Genomic DNA, 23,069 nt, shown 5'->3' on the forward strand with positions numbered 1-23,069 from the left:
CGTCCCGCAATAAATTACTCCAAGAGATATAAGATATAGTCTATTATTCGCATCATGAATTTGCGGACTGTCGACCTCAACCTTCTCGTGATCCTGGATGCGCTGCTGGACGAAGCGCACGTGAGCCGTGCCGCCCAGCGGCTGAACCTTTCCCAGCCGGCCGTTTCAAGTGCGCTCCAACGCTGTCGCGCATTGTTCGACGACCCTCTCCTCGAGCGGGGGCGGGGCGAGATGAAGCTGACGCCCAAGGCCGAGATGCTGCGCGGACCGATCCGTGACGTGCTGGTCCAAGTAAGACATCTTCTCGACCCGCCCGCGCCCAGGCTGTCGGAGTTGGTACAGGTCGTGCGGATCAGCGCGGCCGATGCGCCGACGGCCCTCCTGGCGCGGCCTCTGATCGAGAAGCTGGGCCGAACGGCACCCAACATCTCGATTGTCTTCAAGCCGTGGTTGGGTCTGGACATCGTCGCGCGCGAACTGACGAATGGCGAGACCGAACTTGGCCTCGCGCTCTTCGACCGGCGGGGCGATCACATCAAGACGGAGACGCTGTTCGAGGCGGATTACGTCGTCGCAATGCGCCGTGAACACCCTGCGGCCGAAAGCTTCGATCTCAAAAGCTGGTTGGCGTGGCCACACATCGTGGTGTCGGGCCGGGGCGAACGCCATACGCCGCTCGATGTTAGCCTACGGGCTATCGGCCTTTCTCGTCAGGTCGGCCTCGTGGTCCCCTCGTTTCAACTCGTCCCCGAGATCCTCGCCACGACCGATCTGTTCGCCATGCTGCCCCGCAAGTCGTTCGAGGCGCGCAGCGGGAGCGACCTCGTCGGGCTTCCCCCTCCGCTCGAAGTCGCCAGCTTTCCGCTTCATCTCGCGTGGCATGACAGGAATACGGATGACCCGGGAATAGGCCATGTGGCCGGGATCGTCCGGGCGGTCCTGGCCGAAGAAACCAGCGAGACCATCACCTACGCATGATCGGCCCGGCTCATAGCGGCTCACGCCATTGCCTCAGGTGCTGGGAGTGACGCACCCTGTCCGCACTAAAGGACTTTGCCAGAAAGACAGACCGCTTCAGGGAAGCGTGGCTGCGGCCGTGATGTGCCTCCCCGGAGTCCGGTTCGGGCTGACCATGTCGAGGCCTGCATCGCTACACGCGCAATTCTATCCCTTGCGCCGCGATCATTACGGGCTCGTTCCCGACCTTCGCAGCGCTGCAGGGCCGAGCGTCTGGCCGCCCCTCGCGCGACGTCGCTCACGGCCCTGACCGGCCTTCGCGCGAGGGACGCCTTCTGCAACGCGGCTTTCGCCAGACCGGCCGTTCGCTGCGACCGCGAGATCGATGCCGAGACGAACTCACACTATGCGGGACCAAACTGCCGTTCGCTGCATAATCCACGAATGACAGCGATGTGGATCTCCGGTCACCCTTTCTCGGCGGCTTCAAACGCCTTCTTGGCTGCCGTGATCGCGTTCATGCAGGCAGGTACACCGGCATAGACGGAGACTTGCAAAACGATCTCGACGATTTCCTCGCGGTTCACACCGGTATTCATCGCCGCGCGCATGTGGAACTCAAGTTGCCCCTGCGCGGTGCCCATGGCCGCGAGCATGGCGACGGTCATCATTTCGCGCGTCTTGAGGTCGATCCCGTCACGGCCGACGACATCCGCGAACGCGTATCCGAGGACGAGTTCCGCAGTGTCCGCATGGAACGTGTCAAGGTTGGCCTTCACCCGTTGCGGCGCTCCCGGTTCAAGGTCGTCGAGAAGGGAAAGGGCACGGGTCAGGCGATTGGATGCGGTGCTCATGCGTCCACTCCCTTCATGCCTTCCGCAGTGTAGCGGGCACCCGAGACCGGGCGCTCGGCGAGGCCGGCGTCGATGTCGGCGAGATCGGTGTCCGAGAGCGCAACCTCCGCCGCTCCTACGTTGTCGTGCAGGTACTTCGACTGTTTCGTACCGGGGATCGGGACGATGTTCTTTCCCTGCGCGAGAAGCCAGGCGAGCGCCAACTGCGCGGGTGTGCAGCCCTTCCGCTTCGCCATCCCTGCGACGAGATCGGCGATCCGACGGTTTGCCTGTGCCGCATCATCCTGGAACCGAGGCAGCGAGGCACGGAAGTCGCCTTCCTCGAATTGTCCGTCCTGGAAGCGCCCTGTGAGGAAGCCACGACCGAGCGGGGAATATGGTACGAATCCGATGCCAAGCTCTTGGCACGTGGGCAGGACCTCTTCTTCTGGTCCGCGGGACCAAAGGGAGTATTCGGTCTGCACCGCTGTCACCGGATGCACGGCATGGGCGCGCCTAAGTGTTTCGGCGCTGACCTCGCAGAGACCGACCCGCGCGATCTTGCCCTCGTTCACGAGGTGCGAGAGGCCCTCCATCGTCTCCTCGATGGGTCGATCCTGCTCGACCCGGTGAACGTAGTAGAGGTCAATCCGCTCGACGCCGAGACGTCGTAGCGAGCCCTCGCAGGCCTGCCGCGCATAGTCCGGCCCGTTGTCCAAACTGCGCCGGTACTCGCCCGCCGCGCGGACGATGCCGAACTTCGTCGCGACCTTCATGGGGGTCGACGTCTCGCGCAGGAAACGACCGATCAGCTCTTCGTTGTGGTGCGGACCGTACATGTCCGCGGTGTCGAGAAAGTCGATCCCAAGGTCCGCCGCCTCGTGCAGGACGCGCAGGGAGCTGTCATCGTCGCGCGGCCCGTAGAACTCGCTCATCCCCATGCAGCCAAGGCCGAGCGCCGAGACCGAGAGGTCGGTGCCGAGTGTCCGTCGTTCCATGTTTCTCTCCTGTCTTGTGCGATCGACAGGGAGGTGGCATTTCCGAACGCGCCGGTGAATGGCCGTGAACGGCAAACAGGATTCCGATAATGGAAAGACAAGGCATTATTTGGGACGACGTCCCCGTGTTCCTCGCCGTCGCCCGGTCGGGCTCGCTCAGCGGCGCGGCCTCGGCGCTCTCCATCGGGCTGGCGACCGTTTCGCGGCGGATCGAACGCCTGGAAGCGTGTCTCGGACGCCCGCTCTTTCTGCGGCACCACACGGGCTACCGACTGACCGAAGACGGCGCGGCTCTGGTCGAACGCGCCGAGGAGATGGAAGCCGCGGCGCGGGCCTTCGGATCGGGGCTGCCGGAAGAGCCGGAGGTGTCGGGAACCGTTCGCCTTGCCACGGCCGAGAACCTCGCAACCGCGCTGATATTGCCTGCGTTGCCGCGCTTGCGCCGCGCCCATCCGCGGCTGACGCTCGAGATTGCGACCGACATCGCCACTGTGAACCTGCACCGCCGTGACGCGGACATCGCGCTGCGAATGACCAAGCCCGACCGCGGGCATGTCTCGGTGCAGCGTGTGGGAACGCTTGGATACGGCCTTTATGGCGCGCAGTCGTACATGAAAGGCCGCGTCGGAGGTTCTGAAATCGACCTTGAGCGCGACGAGTTCATCGCTTGGGCCGAGGGGTACGGCCACCTTCCCGCCGCACAGTGGATCGAGCGCGCCCTTCGCGGTCGGGCACCGGCGGTCGTGACCACCTCGCTTGCAGCTCAAGTGACCGGCTGCGCCGCGGGATTGGGCCTCGCCGTCTTGCCGCATCTGCTGGCGCAGCCGCGCCAACTGGTCTGCCTTGACGCTGATCTCGGCATCGACCAGCCGATCTGGCTCGTGACGCAAACCGATCTGGTGTTTTCCCGCCGGGTGCAGGCTGTCGCGAACTTCCTGCGCGAGCTCGTGTCGGAACAACGGGATGCTCTTGGCGTGGCTCGCACATCTCGGACCGACGCATAATTATGAGGTCAGGCTGCCGTGATCGGACGAAATTCGGGAAGCGGCCGTTCATTCCAATAGCAGCATCCGGGAAAGAGGGCTCGGAGCCGACCTGCGGCAGCGCGGCGTCGGAGCGCTGGCGATAAGCTTCGTCACCGGTCGTTCGCGATCTCGCTTACTATCGCGGGGTCACGCGATGTCGACGCCTGGGCCGGGAGGGACGGATGGAGGAAGTCTCATGTCCAAGATCCAGCTCCCCGTCACCCAGCCGAAGCGGTGCCCCTGGAACCGCGGTAGGCTCGTCGGTCAGAAACGCCCGCTGTTGCCGAAGCAGGTTTGGGCGATCCGCGCGCGCCTCGAACTCGCGGGAAACCTGCGCGACCTGGCGCTGTTCAACCTGGCCATCGACAGCAAGCTGCGCGGCTGTGACCTCGTCAGGCTCAAGGTCGCCGATCTCGTCGTCGGCGGCTGCGTTCGCGAACGCGTCTCCGTCATCCAGAGCAAGACCCAGCGCCCCGTTCAGTTCGAAGTCACGGAAAACACTCGTGCGTCGATCTCGGCTTGGGTGGCGCGGCCCGAGATGATCGGCTGCGCCTTCCTGTTCCCGAGCCGGTTTCACGACAGACCGCACATCTCGACGCAGCAGTACGCGCGGCTCGCTCGGGAGTGGGTGACGGCGATCGGTCTCGAGCCGAGCGGCTACGGCACGCACTCGCTGAGGCGCACCAAGGCGGCGCAGATCTACCGCAAAACAGGCAATCTTCGCGCGGTCCAGCTCCTGCTTGGTCACACGAAGGTGGATAGCACAGTCCGGTATCTGGGCGTCGAACTTGAGGATGCCCTGAGCATCGCCGAGTCGGTCGACATCTGATAATCTCGGCGAACAGCGAATGCCGTTCGCCATCCGTGACCGGACGCGCCGCAGCGGACCCACCAACGCTGGCTCAGAACCCTTTCACGACCTTCGCACTACGCGCAATGGGAGCGACTGCCAGATCTTCCCGGCCCGCTGCATGTGATGCAGTAACGTGTTGCCGGCGGCTGTAAGGTTGGCGTGAAGAGCACCTTCAAGAAGCTGCCGGTTGCGGCGTGTCATGCCGCACCTCCCAGGAGAGCGCCGCGCCGGCGAAGAGGGCAAAGGCAGCCACGAGGAGCGAGATGTCGAAGGAAGCAGTGAGGGAGTAGAGTTCGTCCGCGATCAATGGTCCGATGATCTGCCCGGAGCCATATGAGGCGGTCATGATCGCGAGCATGTTGAACCGGACCCTGTGCGCCAGATGGCGCCCGGCCGGCATCGCAATGGTCACGACGCCCATGAAGGTGCCCCCCACGAAAACGGCACTGGCGAGATAGGCGATCGGCAGGTGCAAAAGCGGCAGGCCCACGCCGAGCGCCTGGCAGCTCAAGTTGAGGGCGAGACTCCGCGAGGTTCCAAGCCGCAGGTGCAATCTGTGCCACAAGAAGCATGAGGGCGCCGCCGCGAGGCCGAAAAGAGCCCAGGCCTGGACCGGCCCGATCGCCGGGAACGCCGTCTTCACCAGAAGCGGTAGGTAGGTCGCCGTGATGATGTAGCCCAGCCCCGCAAGACCGTAGACGAGGATTAACCGCCAAGGACCGAGAGACGTCCCTTGCCGCCCAGACAGGGCCTGCTCGGGCCGTGTCATTTGGGTGCGCCTCCGGTCACCTGCCTGCATGACGAGCGCCGACACCAGAAGGGCAGCGCAGATCCCTGCCAGGCCAAACCAGATCGTGCGACTGCCCAGCTCGGCCACGCTTCCGAGCGCAATCGCCTCTGCCGATATCAGAATGCCAAGTCCGACCCCGGCGTAGAGCGTGGGCGCCGCGTGATGCTGGTGCCGGTCATGAATGAGCCAGTGAGACGCCGCGACCATGGCGATCGCGCTGAACGCACCGGAGATGCCACGCACGGCGATGATAGCCCATGAGGGCAAATCGAAGCCCAGGGCCGCAAGGGTGAGCATGGTGGCGACCCCAGCCAGTTGGCAGAGGACCCTGCTTGACAGGGGCAATCTCACCGAAGCCAGCAGAGCTCCGACAAGATACCCTGCGTAGTTGGCCGAGGCCGCGTAGGACCCGCCGGAAACCGAAAGCTGGCCCTCGTCGATCATCAGCGGATAGAGGCCCGTGAACGCAAATCGTCCGACCCCCATGCCAACGACCAGGACAAGCGATGCCGCGATGGTCGCGGCGAGGTCGCGGTCACCTTGCATGACCGCGCTCCGCATGCAGGTTCGTTGCCTCGGCTACGCATTCGCGAAAGGCGTTGAACGCCGCCGTGTCGAACCCGGCGCGACACGCCAGATAGGTCACGACCTGCATCAGCGGCATTTCCCGCACCGCGCCCGGCGGGCCCATGAGGGCCACGACGCTCCGCGGCATGATACTGATGCAGGCACCGGCGGCGGTGCAGCCAAACATCGCATGGTAAGAGGGCACCTCCTGCACCTTCGGCGCGGGGCCGCCCTCCGCAAGAAGCCAGTCTTCGGACAGCTTCCGATAAGTGCAGCCGGGGGCGAAGGCCGCAAGCGATCGCAGCCGCAGGTCCGACGCAGTCTGAACCTCTGGATGGTCCGAGGGCAGCAACAGCACGAGTTCTTCGCGGAACAGCGGTAGCAGCTCGAGGTCGTCTGCCTGGGCAGGGTCTTCGTCACTGGGAAAGGCAACCAGGGCGCAGTCGATCCGACGGGCCCGGAGCGCATTCAGAAGTGGGCCGCTCGGCGCGGAAGTCAGCTCGAGGGTCACCTCAGGCCAATCGCGGCTGAACCTTGCAAGTGGGCCGGCCAGCCGACTGGCGATGGTGCTCTCCATCGACCCGATCCGAAGCGTGCCGCGCGGGCTGGACGGGTCCAGGCGCTGCTGGGCCTCGTCGGCCAGGTTCAGGATGCGCTCGGCATAGTCCAGGAAGGTCTGACCCTCTTCAGTCAGGGTCATGCGCTTGCGGTGTCGGTGAAAGAGTTGGGTGCCCAACTCGGCCTCCAGCTGCTGGATGCGGGTGGTCACATTGGACGGAGCGCGCCCCAGAAGTTCGGCCGCGCGGGTCACGCCTTCCTCCCTGACGACGGCACGAAAGACGGCGAGTGTTGCAAGATCCATGTCGATCTCCTTCCGGAAATGGCTGGCGCAAATCATTCTGTATGTGATAATGATCGTCAAACATGATTCCTGATGAGGAAACAAAGTGAGCGTAGATCATCGACGGAAAGGACCTCCCATGCTGGACAAACTCGGCATCTCTCTCCCGATCCTCCAGGCGCCGATGGCAGGGGTCTCGACGCCGGAGCTCGCCGCCGCGGTCTCGAATGCGGGTGGCCTGGGCGCGATCGGCATCGGCGCCTCCGGTGTGGAAGAGGCCTCCCGGATGATCGCGGAAACCCGTCAGCGCACCGATCGACCGTTCAACGTCAACGTTTTCACCCATGCGACGCCGCAGGCCGATCTTGAGTGCGAACGCGCTTGGCTGGAGTCCCTGCGGCCGCTCTTCGCGGAATTCGATGCCGAACCGCCGACAAGACTGCGGACAATCTACCAGAGCTTCAATGATGCCCCCGACATGCTGGAACTTCTTCTGGAGATGCGCCCGGCAGTGGTCAGTTTCCACTTCGGCCTGCCCTTCGACGAGGCGATCACGTCCCTCCATGACGCCGGGATCACGCTTCTGGCAACCGCGACGAACCTCGAGGAGGCACGGTCGATCGCTGATGCGGGAATCGACGGCGTTGTCGCACAAGGCATCGAAGCCGGCGGCCACCGCGGCGTTTTCGACCATACGGTTTCCGATCCGCACCTTGGCGCTCTCGCGCTGACGCGCCTGCTGGCTACCGAGATCGAGCTTCCGATCATCGCCGCAGGCGGCATCATGGACGGCGCCAGCATCGGGGCCGCGTTGGATCTCGGCGCAGCCGCTGCACAGCTCGGAACGGCGTTCATAGATTGTCCGGAATCCAGTGCCGATACGGCCTACAGAGAGGCGCTGCACGGGCCGGGGGCCGACAGTACGCGTCTGACATCCGTGATCTCGGGGCGACCCGCTCGCGCTTTGGACAGCCGCTTCACGCGCGCCGAAGGTCGTCATCTGACAGGCCGGCCGCCAGCCTATCCGATGGCTTACGACGCGGGAAAGGCCCTGCACCGCGCCGCGAAAGAGAAGGGCGAGCATGGGTTTGGGGCCCACTGGGCCGGCCAGGGGGCCCCGCTCGCCCGCTCGCTGCCTGCCGCCGAGCTGGTTGCCGCTCTAACACAAGAACTGCACAGTGCGACTCACTAGGCGCAAACTCGGCCTGACAAGTGCGTCCCTTAAGAAAGTAGTCACAGTGGCCTTCGACCAGAGTCGGCAAAGTCCGCGATCCGGCCGTGAAGCAGGCAGCGGCGGACGGCCGCAAGGAACCCTTCTTGCTCCTTCGTCGAGATGCAGCGAATGTCGGTGCTAAAGAACATTTCATTGTATGAGGTTCAATAGATAGACCATGCGTGCTTCATAATGGCCCAATTCAACCCTACACATTTCTGGCCACGCGAGGCCGGGCGCGGCACCTCCGTGACGCTGCCCGGCCAGCCACGCTCGCCTTTGGTCGATGTGGTTTGCATCAGCGAGGGCATGACCATCGCGCGCAGCCGGTTTTCGCCGGATCAGGATCATAACGACGATATCCAGCGACCACCCGGTCAGCTTCTTCTGGCATTCAACCTGACGGGTGAGATGACCATCAGGACGCCGGACGCAGAACATGTCATCTCGCGCGGGGCGGGATGGGCCATCAGGCCCGGAGAAGCCGCCTTTCGCCGGATCGTGCCCAAGGGCACCGCCTGCGCGAATATCGTTCTATCGCTTACGTTGGCGGCGCTTCCGGATCACCTGCGCTCGGCGCTGCAACGGGCATTTCCCCGGTCCGGCGTCTTTCACCGCCTCGGTCTGCCTGTTCCCGGACGGGCCGACCTTGCCACATTGTTCGATGGGCTGGACACGCCCTCCGCCCTGATCCGCAAGGAAGGGCAATGCCTTGCATTGATCGGCCATGCCCTGGAAGAGCTGGACAAGGACGCGCCCAAAGTTCGGGGCGGCGCGGACCCGAAGCTGCTTGTCGCGCGGGCGCGCTCGATATTGGCTGAACGATTGGGCGAACGAATCGTCCTGTCCGATCTGGCCCGAAGTCTCGGCGTCAGTCATGTCACTTTGAACCGTGCGTTCCGGCTTGAGACCGGCCGTTCGGTATTCGAGCACCTGCGCGCCATGCGTCTCGAAAAGGCGGCGCATCTGATTGGCGAAACCGACCGCTCACTCATCAAGATCGCCTTCGAATGCGGCTTTTCCAGCCCGTCCCACCTGAGCAAGGCCTGGCGCGACCTTCACGGTGCGAGCCCCAGAGCATGGCGAAAATCCCGGCAAAGCGGCCAGCTTTCTTAAAATACAAGAGTTTTTTAGTAAGATATAAGTTTTGCGCGACCAGGCGTGGCACATCGCGGAAAAAAGGATTCTGCGATGCCCCGCTCCACCTGTTTGCTAATGGCAATCCTGCCCGCGTTTTGCGCCTTTCCGGCCCTCGCACAGGAAACGCCCTATGAACTGCCGCCCATCTTTGTGTCGGTTCATCACTGGGACGAGCTGGCCAGCCAGGCCGCGACCAGTGCCACGGTCCTGACGCCCCAAGACAGGGACGGCACTCCCAAACGCGATCTCCAAGCCATCACCGACCGCAGCGCAAACGTCGTATTCCAGCGCGCCAATTCCGGCGAGCGTCTGGTGGTGCGCGGCATCTCGGCCTTCGACAATGCGCTGGCCGATCCTGTGGGGTATCGCGTCAACGGCGTGTCGCTGCCGCTGGGCACCCTGCAATTGCCGCATTTCTTTGCCGCAGATCAGGTGACGCTGCTGAAAGGTCCGCAGGGCACAACCATCGGGCGCAACAGCGAGGCGGGATTGCTGAGCTACGACACGCTTGCACCGGGCAGCCTCGACGGCTGGCAGGCGGAAATCGGCGTGAACGGGTCGGATGCCGGTGCGTCGCCCCTGGGGGCGAATGGGTCGCTGCTCTACTCGGGCTGGCTGAACGACGATGTTGCGCTCACCTTTGGGGCCGAGATGGCAGGCGATCAGGGTGTGATCACCGACCCGGCGACGGGTGTGGATGATGGCGGCAAGAGCGAGCGCCTCACGGCTGTTTTCGGCGTGCAATGGGCGCTTGAGAACGGTGCCAGCCTGCGGCTGACAAGCGTTGCCGAACATGAGGATCTGAACAAGGAACAGTTCCGCTATGTCAGCGGGCCGCAGGCGACAGGGCGCTTTCAATCGAGCTACAGCGATCCTTCGTCGGAAACCCGCGACATGAGCGTGACCGCACTGGAATATTCTCAAAGCTTTGACGGGTTCGACCTGACCGCGATCACCGGATTCACGACTTTCAACCGCGATTTCACCCTCGATTTCGACAGCTCGCGCCTGCCTCTGGGCGTGACCACGCTCGATCTTGAAGACCGGATGTTGTCGCAGGAAATCCGCCTGACCTCTCCTGAGGGGGCCGGTCCGCTCAAGTGGTCGGCAGGGGTGCATGTCTACCGACAGAAAACCGACGTGGCGTTCAACCTCGGCGCACTCTCCACCGACCGGCAGACCGAGATCACGCAAAGCGGGATCGGGCTCTACGGGTTCGGCGAGTATGCGGTGAACGACCGGCTGAGGCTGGGCGCGGGGGTTCGCCTCGACTGGACCGAGAGCGATGCGACCCAGCAACTGACCACGATGGCAGGCAGCAGCCGCTATGAGGGCTCGCAAAGCGACCTGACAGTGCTGCCAAAGCTGACCGCCGCCTATGACGTGACACCCGACACCACCCTCTACGGAACGCTTGCGCGCGGATATCTGCCCGGCGGTTACAACTACGCCTTCGCCAGTGATGCGGGCAGCCTGACCTATGACCCGGAATACAGCTGGAGCTTCGAGACCGGCGTGAAGAAGGATTTTGCAAGCGGCGCGGCGTTGCGGCTGGCGGGGTTCTATACCCGGATCGACGACAAGCAGATCGCCGAGACGATTCCGGGCGCCGCGCAGCGCATCTCGAACGCGGCCGAGGCGGAAACCTACGGGATCGAGGCGGAAGCCAGCGCGCCTCTTGGACAAGGCTGGAGCGTTCGCGCGACCGCCGGTTGGCAGAAGGCCCGAGCGACATCCTTCGAGACGACGGTGTTCGATCCGGGAACGGGCGGGCTGCGTCCGGTGGATTACTCGGGCAATGCCCTTCCGCTGGCCCCCGAGACCACCTACGGGCTTGCGCTTTCCTACGACGGGCGGAATGGCTGGTCCGGTGAAATCGCCCTCAACGGCTCGGGAAACTATTACTTCGACCCCGGCAACACGATAGAGCAGGACGGCTATCATGCCGTGGATGTCAGCGTCAGCCGCCAGTTCGACAAGGGCAAACTGACGGTTTGGGCAACCAACCTCTTCGATGAAGAGTATTACGCAAGCGCCGCAAATACCGTGCGCGGAACGGTGGTCGAGGATGGGGCGGCCCGGCGGTTCGGCGTCAACTATCGCATGGAGTGGTAGGCATGACGCAATCCGAAGGGGCAGCACGGCTCTATACCACAATTGAAGGTCCAATCCGGTTCGCCCTGCTCGACTGGGCGCTTGAAACCGGTCTGTTCGACCTCTGCGCAGAAGGACGAACCGCAAAGGCCGTCGCAGATGCGAGGGGCCTCGATGCAGGACAGGTCGCCCTCGTCCTGCGGGCACTGGTCGCAGCCCGGTTTCTGGAGCAGTCGGCAGGCGTGTTTCACACCGCCCCCGACATCCTGCCCTTCGTCGTAGCCGACGGTTCGCGCAACCTGCGGGAAAACCTGCGGGCGATGGCCGGAATGCGTCATGCCGGTCTGGACGACATCGCGGACCTCCTGCGCCCCGACCGCCCTGCACCCGAGCGCCCGCTTTTCGATGCGACCCATTGGGATCGTGCGCATGGGTCGCTGAAGGCGTTTCACCGGGCGGTCGCCGCCGACGCGATGGAGCCCTGTCTGGTGGGCTTGCCCGAATGGACGCGGGCGGCATCGCTTCTGGAGGTCGGCCCCGGCAGCGCCGTGCTGGCCCGCCGCCTTCTGGCGCGGCGCCCCGAGCTGCACATCACGTTGCTGGATCTTCCGCCGGTTGCCGACCGCATCCGCGTGGACACTGCCGACCTGCCCGTCGAAGTCGTGGCAGGCAGCTACAACGACACATTGCCCGAGGGGCCATTCGATATCGTCTGGTGCTCCATGTCGCTCTATTTTCGCGACAACGGTCTGCAACGGCTGATCGAACGGCTAGCGGACCTTCTTGCCCCAAACGGCGTCCTGGTCAGCTTTCACGAAGCGCTGCACGATGCCCGGACGGGACCGCCCGAGCATGTCATCGGGCGGCTGATGCCCTCGCTGCGGCAAGGGGATGTGTCCTTCGCAGAAGGCGAGATCGCCGATGCGATGTCGGATGCCGGATTGGCAGACCTTGAAACGCAAACCGTGACGACGGCTTTCGGACGGTTCCGCCTCGACCTCGCGCGGAAAAGGGATTGATGTCATGCGCCTTTTTGCCCTCCTTCTCATCATCGGCCTGCCAGCCCGTGCCGAGGAAATCGTCCTGTCCGGCCCTCCGACCTGGGAAACCGCGCCCCTGATCGCACTGGCCGAGGATCAGCCTCTGGCGGATCGCGGGGTCACGTTCACCTTTCGCCCGTGGACCAGCCCGGAGGATTTGCGCACGCGCCTGATGGATGAGGCATCGCTCGTGGCCGTGGCACCCAGCCTGACGGCGGCGCTCTGGGAGGCGCGCGGCATCGATTTGCGGGTGTGGAGCGCCACCAGCGCGGAAGGGGCACTCTGGATCGTCGGACGCGGCCCGGCTGTGGAGAACCCGAGCGATCTTGCCGGGCGCAGCCTTGCCTTGCCGTTCAAGGGCAATCTGCCCGATTTGCTGATGCAGCGGCTTGCGTCAGATGCCCCAGATGCCTTCACGCCGACCTATACGGGCAATTACATGGCAACGATGCAGCTGGTTCTGGCCGGTCGCGCGGAAATTGCCCTGCTGCCCGAGCCCTTGGCGAGCGTTCTCGTCGCGCAGGCGCCGGATATGGCCCGTCTTGCGGATGTCTGCGAGCTGTGGCGCGGGCAGACCACGCTGGAGGCCTGTCCTCCCGGCGGCGCGGTTGTATCGAACATCCCGGCGGACCGTCCCGATCTGCAAGCCGCCTATGAAGCGGCATTCGCACGGCTCGCGGCAGCTCCGCAACAGGCCGCGGCCCTGTTGGCCAGCGTCTTTCCCGATCTGCCGGACACGGGCGAAGGTTACGCGGAGATGGCACCGCGAGCCCTGAGCCTGCCTGAAAATCGCACGGTCCTTGCAGCGTTCTATGCCGAGATTTTCAGCATCGCGCCCGAGGCACTGGGCGGCGAATTGCCCGATGCCGCATTCTTCGATCCGGCCAGTGAATGACGGCCTGGAAACGGAACTTGCTTGCGTTTGCACTGGGCTGCGGTCTGCTCGTGGGCGCCTGGCAGATCGTCGCATGGCAAACCCTGCCCGCGCTCCTGCCCGCGCCGATGACGGTCGCATCCGCGACCGTGGCATTGCTGGCCGATCCCGCGTTCTGGAGCGGTGCGCTTGCCCCGAGCCTTTTGCGCATGGCGGGCGGTCTGTCATTGGCAATCGCCGCCGGCATTCCGCTCGGGATCATCGGCCACCGCTCATGCCGCGTGGCTGCGTTCCTGGCCCCTTTGCGGCTTCTGCTCATGGGGATACCCGCGCCGATCCTGGTCATTCTCTTCATACTCTGGACGCGTGGCGGCACGTGGACGGTGATCCTGAGCGTCGCGGCCTTGCTCATGCCCGTCTTTCAGGTCGCGGTTGCCGAAGGTTTGCGCGCCGTCGATCCGCAGATCGACGAAATGGCCCGCCTGTTCCGGGTGCCCCTGTCCAAGCGGGTACGCCACGTTATCTGGCCCGCGTTCTGGACTGCCCTCGGTCCCGCCCTGCGGATCGGCGTGGCGAACGGGCTGCGCGTGACATTGCTGACCGAGCTGCTCAGCGGCGCGAACGGGCTCGGCGATGCCGTGCAGACAGCGCAGACCTACCTGCAGACAGATCGCCTTTTCGCGCTGGTGCTGATTATCCTCGCCCTCGTAGCGGCATTCGACGCCGCATTGGCTCGCCTGCCGGGAACGGGAGGTCGCGCATGACTCTCTTCGAAGGCGCAAACATGACGTTGCGATATGACGCAGCGGGCGCGCCCGCATTCTCGGACCTGTCGCTGAGCATCCGCAAGGGCGATTGCTGGTTTCTCTCCGGCCCGAGTGGCGCGGGCAAGACAAGCCTTCTGCGCGTGATCGCCGGCCTTGAGACGCCGGATGCCACGCGGTTGGTGCGCCGCTTCGAGCGGCCCGGTTTCGCCTTTGCAGAGCCGCGGCTGTTGCCAGACCTGACCGTGGCGCAGAACCTGTCCCTTGTCCGTTCGGACGGTCGGGACATGATGCCCGCCCTGTCGCAACTTGGACTTCAGGATATGGCCGACAGACCGGCCGCGACCCTGTCGAAAGGACAGGCACAGCGCGTTGCGCTCCTGCGCGCCCTGAGCACTGAGCCCGATATCCTGCTGCTGGACGAGGCCCTCGGCGGGCTCGATGCGGGCCGGTGGGAAGCGGCCCGCGATATGATCTGCAGGGAGCGCAAAAGGACCGGACTGGCCATCATCGAGGTCACGCATGATCCGGCGCGGCGGCTGTTCCAAGGTCAATCCCTGTCGCTCGACAAAGCCAGGGAAACGCGATGAACGAAGAGACAATCTGTATCCTCGGCGGTTACGGCGATGTCGGCCTGCGCGTTGCGCGTCTGCTGCATGCGCGCAGCGATGCCCGTATCCTCCTTGCCGGGCGCGATGGCACGAAGGCTGCACGGGTCGCGCGGACCATAGGCGAGCGCTGCGAAGGCATGGCCCTCGACGTCAAGGCGACGGAAGCGGCCACACGGTTGAAGGGCATGACACTTTGCGTCAGCCTGACCGAGGCCACGCCGCCCGGCCTCGCCGCGGCCCTGGTTGCTGAAGGCACGGGTTTCATTGACAGTTCGGCGTCGCCCGATTACGTGACCGCGCTGCGCAGCGCGATCGAGGCCGTGGCAAGCCCGCAGGCCAGCGCCATTCTCGAAGCCGGTCTTGCGCCGGGCCTGACCAACGTCATGGCCGCAGGTCTGTGCCGCGATCATCCTGAAACGGCCCGCATCGACGTGCTGATCGAGATGGGCATGGGCGTACATCACGGATTCGCCGCAACCGAATGGACCCTGCAATCGCTGGGGCGGACCTATCCGGTCAAGGTGGATGCCAAATTGCAGCACATCCGCACGGGCGCGCTGCGCCGGACCTTCGAGACCGATACGGGTACCGTCTCGGCCATCGGGTTCGCCTTCTGCGACCAGCAAGGCATCGCGCGCGATAACGCCCTGGACAGCGCGCGCACATATCTCGCGGTCGATCCAGGCTGGATGACGCGCGTTCTGGGCTGGCTGAGCCGTCCTGCACTCGCGAGTATCATCCAGCACCACGCCGCGACCCTCGCACGGTCGATCCTAAGAATGCCTACGATGGGCGGAACCGGTACGCACCTGGTCGTTGAAGCATATGACGTGCAAGGCAACTTGTTAGGCAGAAAATCTCTGACAGGCGGTCCGCAAGCGGACCTGACCGCCGAGGTTCTTGCCACTGCCGCGTTGGGACTGATCGAAGCGACCGAGGATCGCATCCCCGGTCTACTCCGGTTGACAGACATGCCAAGTGTTCAGGAGATTCTAATCCAACAGGCCGGTTGACCCACCGCAGCTCCGGAGAAGGACACGAAAGCTATTTGTCGAAGGGCAAAATCTACCGTTTGGGTCCCACACCGAAAGCCGCCGTTCCTCGAAGGTCGGCTTGGTCCGCGCTCCGGCCAATCAGGCGAGGCGCAGCGGATGACCGGAGCGAGCCCAAATTTACTGTCGCGGGAGGTGGCTACCTCGCAGACGCAGCAATGAACGTCATGTCGTGAGCGGCCCTTTGCCGCCGTTCAACTGTCGAACCAATACAACGCTGTGAACTCCCAATTGCGGTCGTTCACCCATCGCTCAGCGTTCCTCATGGCCGGATCGGCGGGTCGCAGGATGAGGCCAGCCTTGGGTTGCCAGACGGCCCTCTCCCGAAGCGAGGCGATACCGACCCGATCCGTGGAACGTCTCAGGTCCGTAGAGGTCAAGATCGCCAGCGGTCTGAGGGCCGTTCGGCAAACTCCCTAAACGACTCCGGCGTTTTCCCCGTCAGTCGCGCGACGCAATCGGTGCTGCGATCCTCGACTCCGGTGCGGATCGCTTCGTCCAGGCCAGCGAGAATGCGGGCGTATTCGGGTGGCAGGCCCTGCGCCTCGAAGCGTTCGGCCAACTCACTGCCGGAGAGAGCAACATGGCGGATCGTCTGGCCGGTCACCTCGGAGAGAATGCCGGTGGTGTCCTCGTAGCTGAGCGCCTCGGGGCCGGTCAGGATCATGTCGTCGTTCAGGGGCTCGCGGGACGTCAGGCAGGCGACCGCTGACGCTGCGATGTCGTCGGCATCGATGAAGCCAACGCGGGCGCTGCCTGTTGCGCTGTAGATCGCATCTTCGTCACGGATGGTGCGGGCGTGGGGGCCATCCGAGAAATTCTGCATGAACCACGAGGGGCGCAGAACTGCCCATTCGGGTGCGTTGCCGGCCAGCCAGGCATGAACCTCGCCCATCATCGGCCCATCGCGCTCGAGCAGGGAAGAGCTGAGCAGGACGAAGCGGCGCACTTGACGCTCCATGGCACCTTCCAGAAGAGGACGCATGACATCGAGGTGATCGGTGCGGTCCGTGGGCGCGACCACATAGACCGCCGAGCAGCCGTCGAAGGCCGCGAGGGAGGCCGGGTCTGCCCAGTCGAAGAAACGGTCCTGGGGGTTGATGGGCCTGCGGGTGCCGATGGTGACCTCGGCACCAGTGGCGTCGAGACGCTTCACCACCCGACGGCCGGTCGTTCCCTTGCCGCCAATGACCAAAATGCGATCATTCATCGGCCGTTTCCCCTTCATAGGCTTTTGCAGCCGCGTTCGCCCCGCCAAGCGCGGAGAGCGCGACGAGCGGGTTCCAATAGTCGCGGTAGCGGGCGATGCGCCCCTCGCGGAGAGTCACGACGGAAATGTAGTCCTGATCGTAGGGCAGGCCCTTGGCAACGCCCCGGCCCCGACAGGAAAACTCGAAGACCACGGTCTCGCCGGAGGGGTGAACCTCGTGGAGCATGAACTCCGCCAGCTCCAGCATCGGGCCGAGCCGTGCCAGGTGATCGGCGAGGGCCGGGAGACCCTCGAGGCGCTTGGGGAGGCCATCGGGGGCATAGGGAAACTCGAAGACCACGTCTTCGGCGAAGATGTCCACCATTTCCGGTCCCGTTTCCAAGCGGGAGCCGAGGGCGCCGCGCAAGAGACCCGAGAAACTGTCGAACTTGTCGTCCATGAGAAAGGCTCCTATGGATGGAACGGTAGCGTATCAACCAACTAGGAGATTCTTGAATGGAACGCAAGCGTTCCGACGAAAAATCACGGCGCAAGCCTTCCGGCGCAGCGGTCCCACGCGCGGAATTGACGGCAGCGCTCTATCGCGCCTTTTTCGAGGAATGGGCCGAGCGCGGCTTTTCCGCGCTCAGTCTCGAACGGGTCGCGGCCCGCGCCGGCGCCGGCAAGGCGGCGATCTATCGCCGTTTTTCCTCACGTCTGGCATTCGCGGACGCTGCGCTCTCCGCTCTCGGGTTGGGGATTGCCTTGCCGAAGCCGGAGCGTGCGACGCTTGAGGAGGACGTGTTCGATCTCTTGCTGCGGATACGTGCGGTGCTGCGTCATCCGCTTGCCCGCAGAATCCTGCCGGACCTCCACGCCGAAGCTGCCCGGTCGCCGGAGATGCGTGCGATCAACGACCGCTTGGCCGAGGCGAGACGCGAGCAGGCGCAAAACCTGTTGGACCGTGCCGTGCGCCGGGGTGACCTGCCCGAGATGATCGACCGGGATCTCGCGCTCGATCTACTCGTTGCTCCGCTCTATTGGAGGATGGTTGTCCGGGGGCAAACCCCGACCCGGGCCGAGTTGATGGTTCAGAGCAAGGCCATCACGGCCGGCCTGAAGGCCTCGATCGGAGACGTCGGCCGGACGTGACTGCTCGCCTTCGGCTTTTGAAGGCCCTATGCATGGCTCCTGCGGACCGCTTGAAAGTGGGGGCGAAGTCGACCGCAGCGGCGCCGCGACAACAGGGTTGCCGCAAGCGCCTGCAAACAAATCACTCGGTGGTCCGACCGCCCGGGAACGCACCCCCCTACTTTTTTGTCTGCAAAGGAAGTATCGATCCTCCGATCGACTTCAGCCTGCTCTGGTAGGTTTCCGGGGCGATGAGCTGAAACGGAAAGTAGAGGCCGGCGCCGATCGCTTCGTCTTGCAGACCCGCCAGCCTGTCCATGACAATGGCAACCCCGAGGCCGGTCAGCGGCATCTGGCCCCCCGGATGTACGACCGCCTGGCGCACCTCAAGCGCCTGGCCTGCGTGGTCGGTCCCGGATATCTCCACGATGATTTCGGTGGAAAGTGGGTCTCCCCGCCGGCGGGAGGAGCTTTCGCCGACGGCGAGGCGGAATTCTACATCGCGCGCTCGGGTCTCGTTCGCAAGGACCAGCACGTCATAGGGGGAGAAAACCTCGGCCGGCATCCGCGTGCCGTCGAGCGCGACGACGCCGGTCTGCGCATCGTCGCTCGTCCGCCAGAGATAGTCGCCGTTTTTTACCTTAAGCGCCGCGGGCATGGTCTTTGTCAGGCGCTCCATGTCCGCGTCGGTGGCGGCTCCGCCCACGTCCTGCTCGTCGATGACCGCGCTGATCAGCACGCTATCGATGGTCGAAAACTCCCGCGCGGCCAGCATTGCCGGCACGGTCGTCGCTCCGACAAGCCATTCGGCGCCGAGAACGACCGCAGAGGCCGTTGGCGCATGCATGTAGGCCGCGACCTCGGGGCCGATTTCGTGGACGCCGGAAGATATGCTCAGATACGGAATGCCACGCGACTGTGCGAACCGCAGACACGCGATGGCGTCGTCCTTGAAGAAGAGGGCGAGGGCCGCGACCGGCCGATTGCCCAGGCCGAGATCCGGTGCCGAGAGGTCGACGGCGACGCCCTCCGCGTTGCCGATTTCCGCGGCGACAGCCTCGGCACGCCCGAGGTCGCGACCGCCGATCAGAAGCGGCACCTCGGGGTGCGCGTCACGCAGGTATCGCGCGGCCTGGCGGCCGACGATGCCGGAGCCGCCGACGAAGAGAATGGGGTCATGTGTCATTGCACGTCCTTTCGATGATGGCGCGTCGAATCGTTGAAGCCGCGGCGCTGCCTGAGACGGGACGGCCGTGGCCCCGCGAGGTGGAAAGCTCAGAGGTCCGAGAGGAAGTCCGTGAGGGCCGCGTTCACCCGCTCGGCGGCCTCGTGCTGCACCCAGTGGCCGACGTGCTCGAGCCGCACCTGGCGCACGAGGTTGGGCTGCGCTTCGCGCAACTCCGCAAGGCTCGGCGTTTCCGGATGAAACAGCCGGCACAGCCCGTCGGCCGCGCCCCAGATGTAGAGGGCCGGCTGGCGGATGACGGCGTCCTTGTAGGCCGGCATCAGATCGAAGGTCCGGGGCAAGGCGCGGTAATAGTTGAGCCCGCCGCGGAAGCCAGTGCGCCGAAAGGTTTCGATGGTGTGGTGCACGTAGGTGGGTTCGGCCCAGTCCGGCACGGCTGTCGGTGCAGGCCGCAGCATGTGGAGCTCTGGATCGGCCGGATCCCAGCGCTGCGCAGGCTCCGGGCTGGCCGAAAGCCAGTAGAGAATGCTCGGGATCGACTGCGCCGCCTTGGCGAAGCGGGCCTCTGCGTCCGACTTCATCAGGTTGAAGGCGTAGTAGGTGTCGCCCAGGCCCTGATCGCGCAAAGCCTGCCACTGGTCGATCTCCCCGCGCGGGGCGAAGGGAATGCTGAGACTGGCGATCGCCCGGAACCGGTCGGGTCGCATCAGGGCTGCGCGCTGTGCGTGGTCGGCCCCCCAATCGTGTCCGACGATCACCGCAGTGTCGATCGACAGAGCGTCCAACACGCCGACAAGGTCGCCAACGATATGGAGCGAGGTGTAGAGGTCCGGGTCGGACGGCGCGTGGCTTCGGCCATACCCCCGCATGTCGAACGCGACGGCCCGGTAGCCCGCCTCGGCCACGGCCCGCATCTGGCTGCGCCAAATTTCGGCGGTGTCCGGGAAGCCGTGGCAAAACAGCACGGCCGGGCCTTCACCCTGCTCGATCACGTGGAAGCGGCCATCGATGGCGTCGACCATACGGCTGCGGACCGGCAGATCGGTTCCGCCGTCCGACGCGGCTCCGAAGGTCGGGGAAAGACCGAGCCCGAACCCGATCATGCCGGAGGTTTGGAGCATGCGACGTCTTGACCAATGACGGCCGGCGCAGCAGGGCGCGGATGCGGCATCGCCGCGAAGCGTATCGGATGACATGGCAGTCTCCTGTCGAAAGTGTGGAGGTTGGCGCGGGCGGCGCCTGTGCGGCCCGCGCGTCTGGTCAGGCGTCCGGCAGCCGCACGAGCATCTTGCCGGAATTGCCGCCCGAGAAGAGGTCCAGGAAGGCACCCGGGGCGCTCTCGAGCCCCTCGCGGACCGTCTCCTGCCAAGTGATCCTGCCGTCGGCGATCCAGTCGGTCATGTCGCGCTTCAGGTCCGGCATCATGCCGAATTCGTCCATGACGATCAGGCCCTGCATGAGGATCCGCTTTTCCACGAGACCGAAGATATTGCTCGGCCCCTCGGGCGCCTTGTTGTACTGCGAGATCATCCCGCAGATGGGGAAGCGCGCGAAATCCTTCGCGTTGGCGATGGCCGCCTCCAGGTGGTCGCCGCCGACATTGTCGAAGTAGATGTCGATCCCCTCCGGTGCGGCCTCGGCCAGCGCCGCCGTCATGTCGGGCGCGGTCCTGTAGTTGATCACGGCGTCGACACCGGTGACCTCGCGCAGCCAGCGGATCTTGTCCTCCGATCCGGCCGATCCGATCACGCGGCATCCCTTCAGCTTTGCGATCTGCGCGACGAGCGATCCGACCGTTCCGGCGGCGGCCGAGACGAAGACGGTCTCGCCTTCCTTGGGCTTTCCGATCCGCAGAAGGCCGGCATAGGCGGCAAGACCGGGCACGCCGAGCGGACCGAGGTAAGCCTGCGGCGGGACCGAGGGCTCGACCGGGCTGGCGCTGTCGGCGTCGATGACGGCACGGTCTCGCCAGCCGGCGAAATGGCTCACCGTGTCGCCTGGCTTGAAGCGGTCGTCCGCGCTTTCCTCGACCACGCCGATGGCGGCGCCGTCCATGGGCCGATTCAGCTCGAACGGCGGAATGTAGGACGGCCGGTCGTTCATCCGGCCGCGCATGTAGGGATCGACTGACAGCCATGTGTTGCGAACCGCGATCTGCCCCGCTTCCATTGAGCCAAGCGGGACGAACTCAAGGCTGAAATTGCCCGCTTCGGGCATGCCGTCCGGACGGCTGACGAGGTGATACTGGCGCGACGTGGCACTCATGGGTTGCTCCTTTCAGGGGTGGCTCCCCGTGGGTTCATGTATTACACTTGGTAACGTACGAATAGTAAGTTACTATTAGTAATATGTGAGCCGGAACTGCCCTGTCAACCGCGGGAGGAAAACTTGTCGAAGAAGATGCCCAAGGCCGAACGGCGCGCCCAACTGCTCGAGACGGCGCGGATCATGGTTCGCGAGAACGGGACCGATGCGTTGTCGCTTGGCGCGCTTGCCGACCGCGCCGGGGTCAGCAAGCCGATCACCTACAATCACTTCGAGACCCGCTCAGGCCTGATGATCGAGCTGTACCGGCAGATCAACGAAAGGCAGGTCCGCGCCACCGAGGCCGCGCTGGCAGAAGCGCCGCCGGAGCTTGGCGGGATCGCGCATCTTCTGGCTCAGGCCTACATGGATTGTCACGAAGCCGTCGGGCCGGAATTCCATGCCATCGGCGGCGCCCTGAAAGGGGATGCCCAGATGGAGGCCTATCAACGCGAGATGGTGGACGGGCATGTCGCCCTTTATGCGGATGCGCTCGGGCCGCTGGCTGGGTTGTCCGAAGCAGAGATCGGGCGCCGCTGCATCGCCATCATCGGCGCGGCGGATGCGCTCTCGGACGCGATGATCCGGGAGCGGATTTCCAAGGCGGATGCAGTGTCGGATCTTGCCTCGCTGATCACGGCCTGGCTTCGGCCCTCCGGGTGACAGCTCCCGGGGATTGCCCGCGTATCCGCTTGTAGGCCGCCCCGAAAGCGCTCTGCGTTGAGTACCCCATGCGGTCGGAAACTTCGGTCACGCTCAGGCCTCGGGCCAGCAGGTCTTCGGCCACCTGCATTCGCCAATGCGCGGCGTAGTCTATGGGTGTGCGGCCGAGCGCGCGCTGAAAGGCCTGCGCGAAGGCACTGCGCGACATTCCGGCGATGCCCGCAAGCTCGCGCAGCGTCCAGTGGCGCTCCGGGGCGCCGTGAATGGCGCCAAGCGCGGCCCCGAGCTTTGGGTCGGTCAGGGTGCTGATCCATCCGCCCCGGACCGTTTCTGCCGATGCGTGGGCCCTCAGCATCTGGACGAGCAGCATCTCGGCGAGGTGGTGCCGCATCAGCGACGCACCCATGCGCGCCGCCTGGAACTCGACTTCCATGAGTTCGAGCGTCCGCATGATCGCCGCGGCCGCGGCCGTCTCGCGCCGTAGCAGCATCAGGCGGGGCAGCGCGTCGTGGATCACCCGTTCATGCAGGGCGCTGACAGCGAAGGCACCGGCCAGCAGCGCGACCTCATCACCGCCGTAACGCCCGGTATCCGATGCGGACCAGTCGATAACCTCAGCTCCGTTCTCGGGCGGCAGTGACCGGTCGCTCGCCAGCACGTAGCTTGGCGTATGGCAAAGCAGGAAGGCATCGCCCGCCCGAAGCTCGACCTCGGGGTGCTCGGGGTGGAGCATCCAGCAGCCGCCCCGTGTCACCGCCGCGAACTTCAGCACGTGCCGGTCCGGAAACCTGAGCGACCATGCGCCGCCCGCCTCGAGCCGCGTGGAGCGCGCGGAATGCAGGTCGAGAAGCTGGAAGACCGACGTCAGGGTGTCACGCATGTTCTGGACGATCTCGACAGGAATATGGTATATTGAATATCGATCCTCCAAGGAGGGCGCAATA

Annotated in this window: 23 protein-coding genes; 13 read left to right on the plus strand and 10 right to left on the minus strand. The window is 64.8% G+C overall.

Annotation, left to right across the window (positions count from 1 at the left end):
* The first annotated feature begins 54 nt into the window (after nt 1–54).
* Complete coding sequence (locus SALMUC_RS07640) at nt 55–978, plus strand: LysR family transcriptional regulator (protein ID WP_020038280.1); 924 nt, start codon at nt 55–57, stop codon at nt 976–978.
* A 446-nt stretch (nt 979–1,424) separates the two neighbouring features.
* On the opposite strand, the gene SALMUC_RS07645 is transcribed toward SALMUC_RS07640, so the two are convergent.
* Together SALMUC_RS07645 and SALMUC_RS07650 are read right to left on the minus strand one after the other, a co-directional pair.
* Nucleotides 1,425–1,811: a carboxymuconolactone decarboxylase family protein gene (locus SALMUC_RS07645; protein ID WP_020038281.1), complete on the minus strand. Its 387-nt coding sequence runs from the start codon at nt 1,809–1,811 to the stop codon at nt 1,425–1,427.
* Nucleotides 1,808–2,788 carry an aldo/keto reductase gene (locus SALMUC_RS07650; RefSeq protein ID WP_020038282.1) on the minus strand — a complete coding sequence of 327 codons (981 nt, stop codon included), beginning with the start codon at nt 2,786–2,788 and terminating at the stop codon, nt 1,808–1,810. Before SALMUC_RS07650 ends, SALMUC_RS07645 begins: the two co-directional genes overlap by 4 nt.
* An 89-nt stretch (nt 2,789–2,877) precedes the next feature.
* Between SALMUC_RS07650 and SALMUC_RS07655 the strand changes: the two genes are divergently transcribed.
* Both SALMUC_RS07655 and SALMUC_RS07660 read left to right on the plus strand, forming a co-directional pair.
* On the plus strand, nt 2,878–3,792 hold the full coding sequence (locus tag SALMUC_RS07655) for a LysR family transcriptional regulator (RefSeq protein WP_020038283.1): 915 nt from the start codon (nt 2,878–2,880) through the stop codon (nt 3,790–3,792).
* 217 nt (nt 3,793–4,009) lie between these two features.
* Nucleotides 4,010–4,642: a tyrosine-type recombinase/integrase gene (locus SALMUC_RS07660; protein ID WP_020038284.1), complete on the plus strand. Its 633-nt coding sequence runs from the start codon at nt 4,010–4,012 to the stop codon at nt 4,640–4,642.
* Between the two features lie 196 nt (nt 4,643–4,838).
* Here the strand turns inward: SALMUC_RS07660 and SALMUC_RS07665 are convergent, their stop codons facing one another.
* Together SALMUC_RS07665 and SALMUC_RS07670 are read right to left on the minus strand one after the other, a co-directional pair.
* A complete protein-coding gene (locus tag SALMUC_RS07665; RefSeq protein WP_051155888.1) occupies nt 4,839–6,002 on the minus strand; it encodes a YbfB/YjiJ family MFS transporter in 1,164 nt (387 codons plus the stop codon).
* Nucleotides 5,992–6,885, minus strand: a complete 894-nt coding sequence (locus SALMUC_RS07670) for a LysR substrate-binding domain-containing protein (RefSeq protein ID WP_037371535.1) — start codon at nt 6,883–6,885, stop codon at nt 5,992–5,994. The genes SALMUC_RS07665 and SALMUC_RS07670 overlap by 11 nt, the downstream gene beginning before the upstream one ends.
* 118 nt (nt 6,886–7,003) lie before the next feature.
* Between SALMUC_RS07670 and SALMUC_RS07675 the strand changes: the two genes are divergently transcribed.
* The 8 genes from SALMUC_RS07675 (at nt 7,004) to SALMUC_RS07710 (ending at nt 15,613) form a co-directional block, all read left to right on the plus strand.
* Nucleotides 7,004–8,056: an NAD(P)H-dependent flavin oxidoreductase gene (locus tag SALMUC_RS07675; RefSeq protein ID WP_020038287.1), complete on the plus strand. Its 1,053-nt coding sequence runs from the start codon at nt 7,004–7,006 to the stop codon at nt 8,054–8,056.
* Between the two features lie 213 nt (nt 8,057–8,269).
* Nucleotides 8,270–9,193: an AraC family transcriptional regulator gene (locus tag SALMUC_RS07680; RefSeq protein WP_020038288.1), complete on the plus strand. Its 924-nt coding sequence runs from the start codon at nt 8,270–8,272 to the stop codon at nt 9,191–9,193.
* A 75-nt stretch (nt 9,194–9,268) separates the two neighbouring features.
* Nucleotides 9,269–11,332: a TonB-dependent receptor gene (locus SALMUC_RS07685; RefSeq protein ID WP_021120032.1), complete on the plus strand. Its 2,064-nt coding sequence runs from the start codon at nt 9,269–9,271 to the stop codon at nt 11,330–11,332.
* Between the two features lie 2 nt (nt 11,333–11,334).
* The gene (locus SALMUC_RS07690) at nt 11,335–12,330 is read left to right on the plus strand and encodes a class I SAM-dependent methyltransferase (RefSeq protein WP_020038290.1); all 996 of its coding nucleotides are present in this window, start codon (nt 11,335–11,337) and stop codon (nt 12,328–12,330) included.
* Between the two features lie 4 nt (nt 12,331–12,334).
* Entirely contained in the window at nt 12,335–13,246 is a 912-nt protein-coding gene (locus SALMUC_RS07695) for a substrate-binding domain-containing protein (protein WP_020038291.1), read from the plus strand.
* Nucleotides 13,243–13,989 carry an ABC transporter permease gene (locus SALMUC_RS07700; protein ID WP_020038292.1) on the plus strand — a complete coding sequence of 249 codons (747 nt, stop codon included), beginning with the start codon at nt 13,243–13,245 and terminating at the stop codon, nt 13,987–13,989. The genes SALMUC_RS07695 and SALMUC_RS07700 overlap by 4 nt, the downstream gene beginning before the upstream one ends.
* Entirely contained in the window at nt 13,986–14,579 is a 594-nt protein-coding gene (locus SALMUC_RS07705) for an ATP-binding cassette domain-containing protein (RefSeq protein WP_020038293.1), read from the plus strand. Before SALMUC_RS07700 ends, SALMUC_RS07705 begins: the two co-directional genes overlap by 4 nt.
* Entirely contained in the window at nt 14,576–15,613 is a 1,038-nt protein-coding gene (locus tag SALMUC_RS07710) for a saccharopine dehydrogenase NADP-binding domain-containing protein (RefSeq protein WP_020038294.1), read from the plus strand. Before SALMUC_RS07705 ends, SALMUC_RS07710 begins: the two co-directional genes overlap by 4 nt.
* Before the next feature lie 415 nt (nt 15,614–16,028).
* On the opposite strand, the gene SALMUC_RS07715 is transcribed toward SALMUC_RS07710, so the two are convergent.
* A complete protein-coding gene (locus tag SALMUC_RS07715) occupies nt 16,029–16,862 on the minus strand; it encodes an NAD(P)H-binding protein (RefSeq protein ID WP_021120034.1) in 834 nt (277 codons plus the stop codon).
* Entirely contained in the window at nt 16,855–17,301 is a 447-nt protein-coding gene (locus tag SALMUC_RS07720; RefSeq protein ID WP_020038296.1) for a nuclear transport factor 2 family protein, read from the minus strand. Before SALMUC_RS07720 ends, SALMUC_RS07715 begins: the two co-directional genes overlap by 8 nt.
* A 56-nt stretch (nt 17,302–17,357) precedes the next feature.
* Between SALMUC_RS07720 and SALMUC_RS07725 the strand changes: the two genes are divergently transcribed.
* On the plus strand, nt 17,358–17,993 hold the full coding sequence (locus SALMUC_RS07725) for a TetR-like C-terminal domain-containing protein (RefSeq protein ID WP_021120035.1): 636 nt from the start codon (nt 17,358–17,360) through the stop codon (nt 17,991–17,993).
* A 157-nt stretch (nt 17,994–18,150) separates the two neighbouring features.
* On the opposite strand, the gene SALMUC_RS07730 is transcribed toward SALMUC_RS07725, so the two are convergent.
* The 3 genes from SALMUC_RS07730 to SALMUC_RS07740 form a co-directional block, all read right to left on the minus strand.
* On the minus strand, nt 18,151–19,158 hold the full coding sequence (locus tag SALMUC_RS07730) for an SDR family oxidoreductase (RefSeq protein WP_020038298.1): 1,008 nt from the start codon (nt 19,156–19,158) through the stop codon (nt 18,151–18,153).
* A gap of 89 nt (nt 19,159–19,247) precedes the next feature.
* Nucleotides 19,248–20,279: an alpha/beta fold hydrolase gene (locus tag SALMUC_RS07735; protein WP_020038299.1), complete on the minus strand. Its 1,032-nt coding sequence runs from the start codon at nt 20,277–20,279 to the stop codon at nt 19,248–19,250.
* Nucleotides 20,280–20,418: 139 nt separating this feature from the next.
* Nucleotides 20,419–21,423, minus strand: coding sequence for an NADP-dependent oxidoreductase (locus SALMUC_RS07740; protein ID WP_020038300.1), 1,005 nt, complete (start codon nt 21,421–21,423; stop codon nt 20,419–20,421).
* Nucleotides 21,424–21,546: 123 nt separating this feature from the next.
* On the opposite strand from SALMUC_RS07740, the gene SALMUC_RS07745 reads away from it, so the two are divergent.
* A complete protein-coding gene (locus SALMUC_RS07745) occupies nt 21,547–22,125 on the plus strand; it encodes a TetR/AcrR family transcriptional regulator (RefSeq protein WP_020038301.1) in 579 nt (192 codons plus the stop codon).
* On the opposite strand, the gene SALMUC_RS07750 is transcribed toward SALMUC_RS07745, so the two are convergent.
* Complete coding sequence (locus SALMUC_RS07750; protein ID WP_037371332.1) at nt 22,097–23,005, minus strand: AraC family transcriptional regulator; 909 nt, start codon at nt 23,003–23,005, stop codon at nt 22,097–22,099. The two genes, SALMUC_RS07745 and SALMUC_RS07750, sit on opposite strands and share 29 nt — an antisense overlap.
* Nucleotides 23,006–23,069 lie beyond the last annotated feature (64 nt).

The organism is Salipiger mucosus DSM 16094, from assembly GCF_000442255.1.
GTDB lineage: Bacteria > Pseudomonadota > Alphaproteobacteria > Rhodobacterales > Rhodobacteraceae > Salipiger > Salipiger mucosus.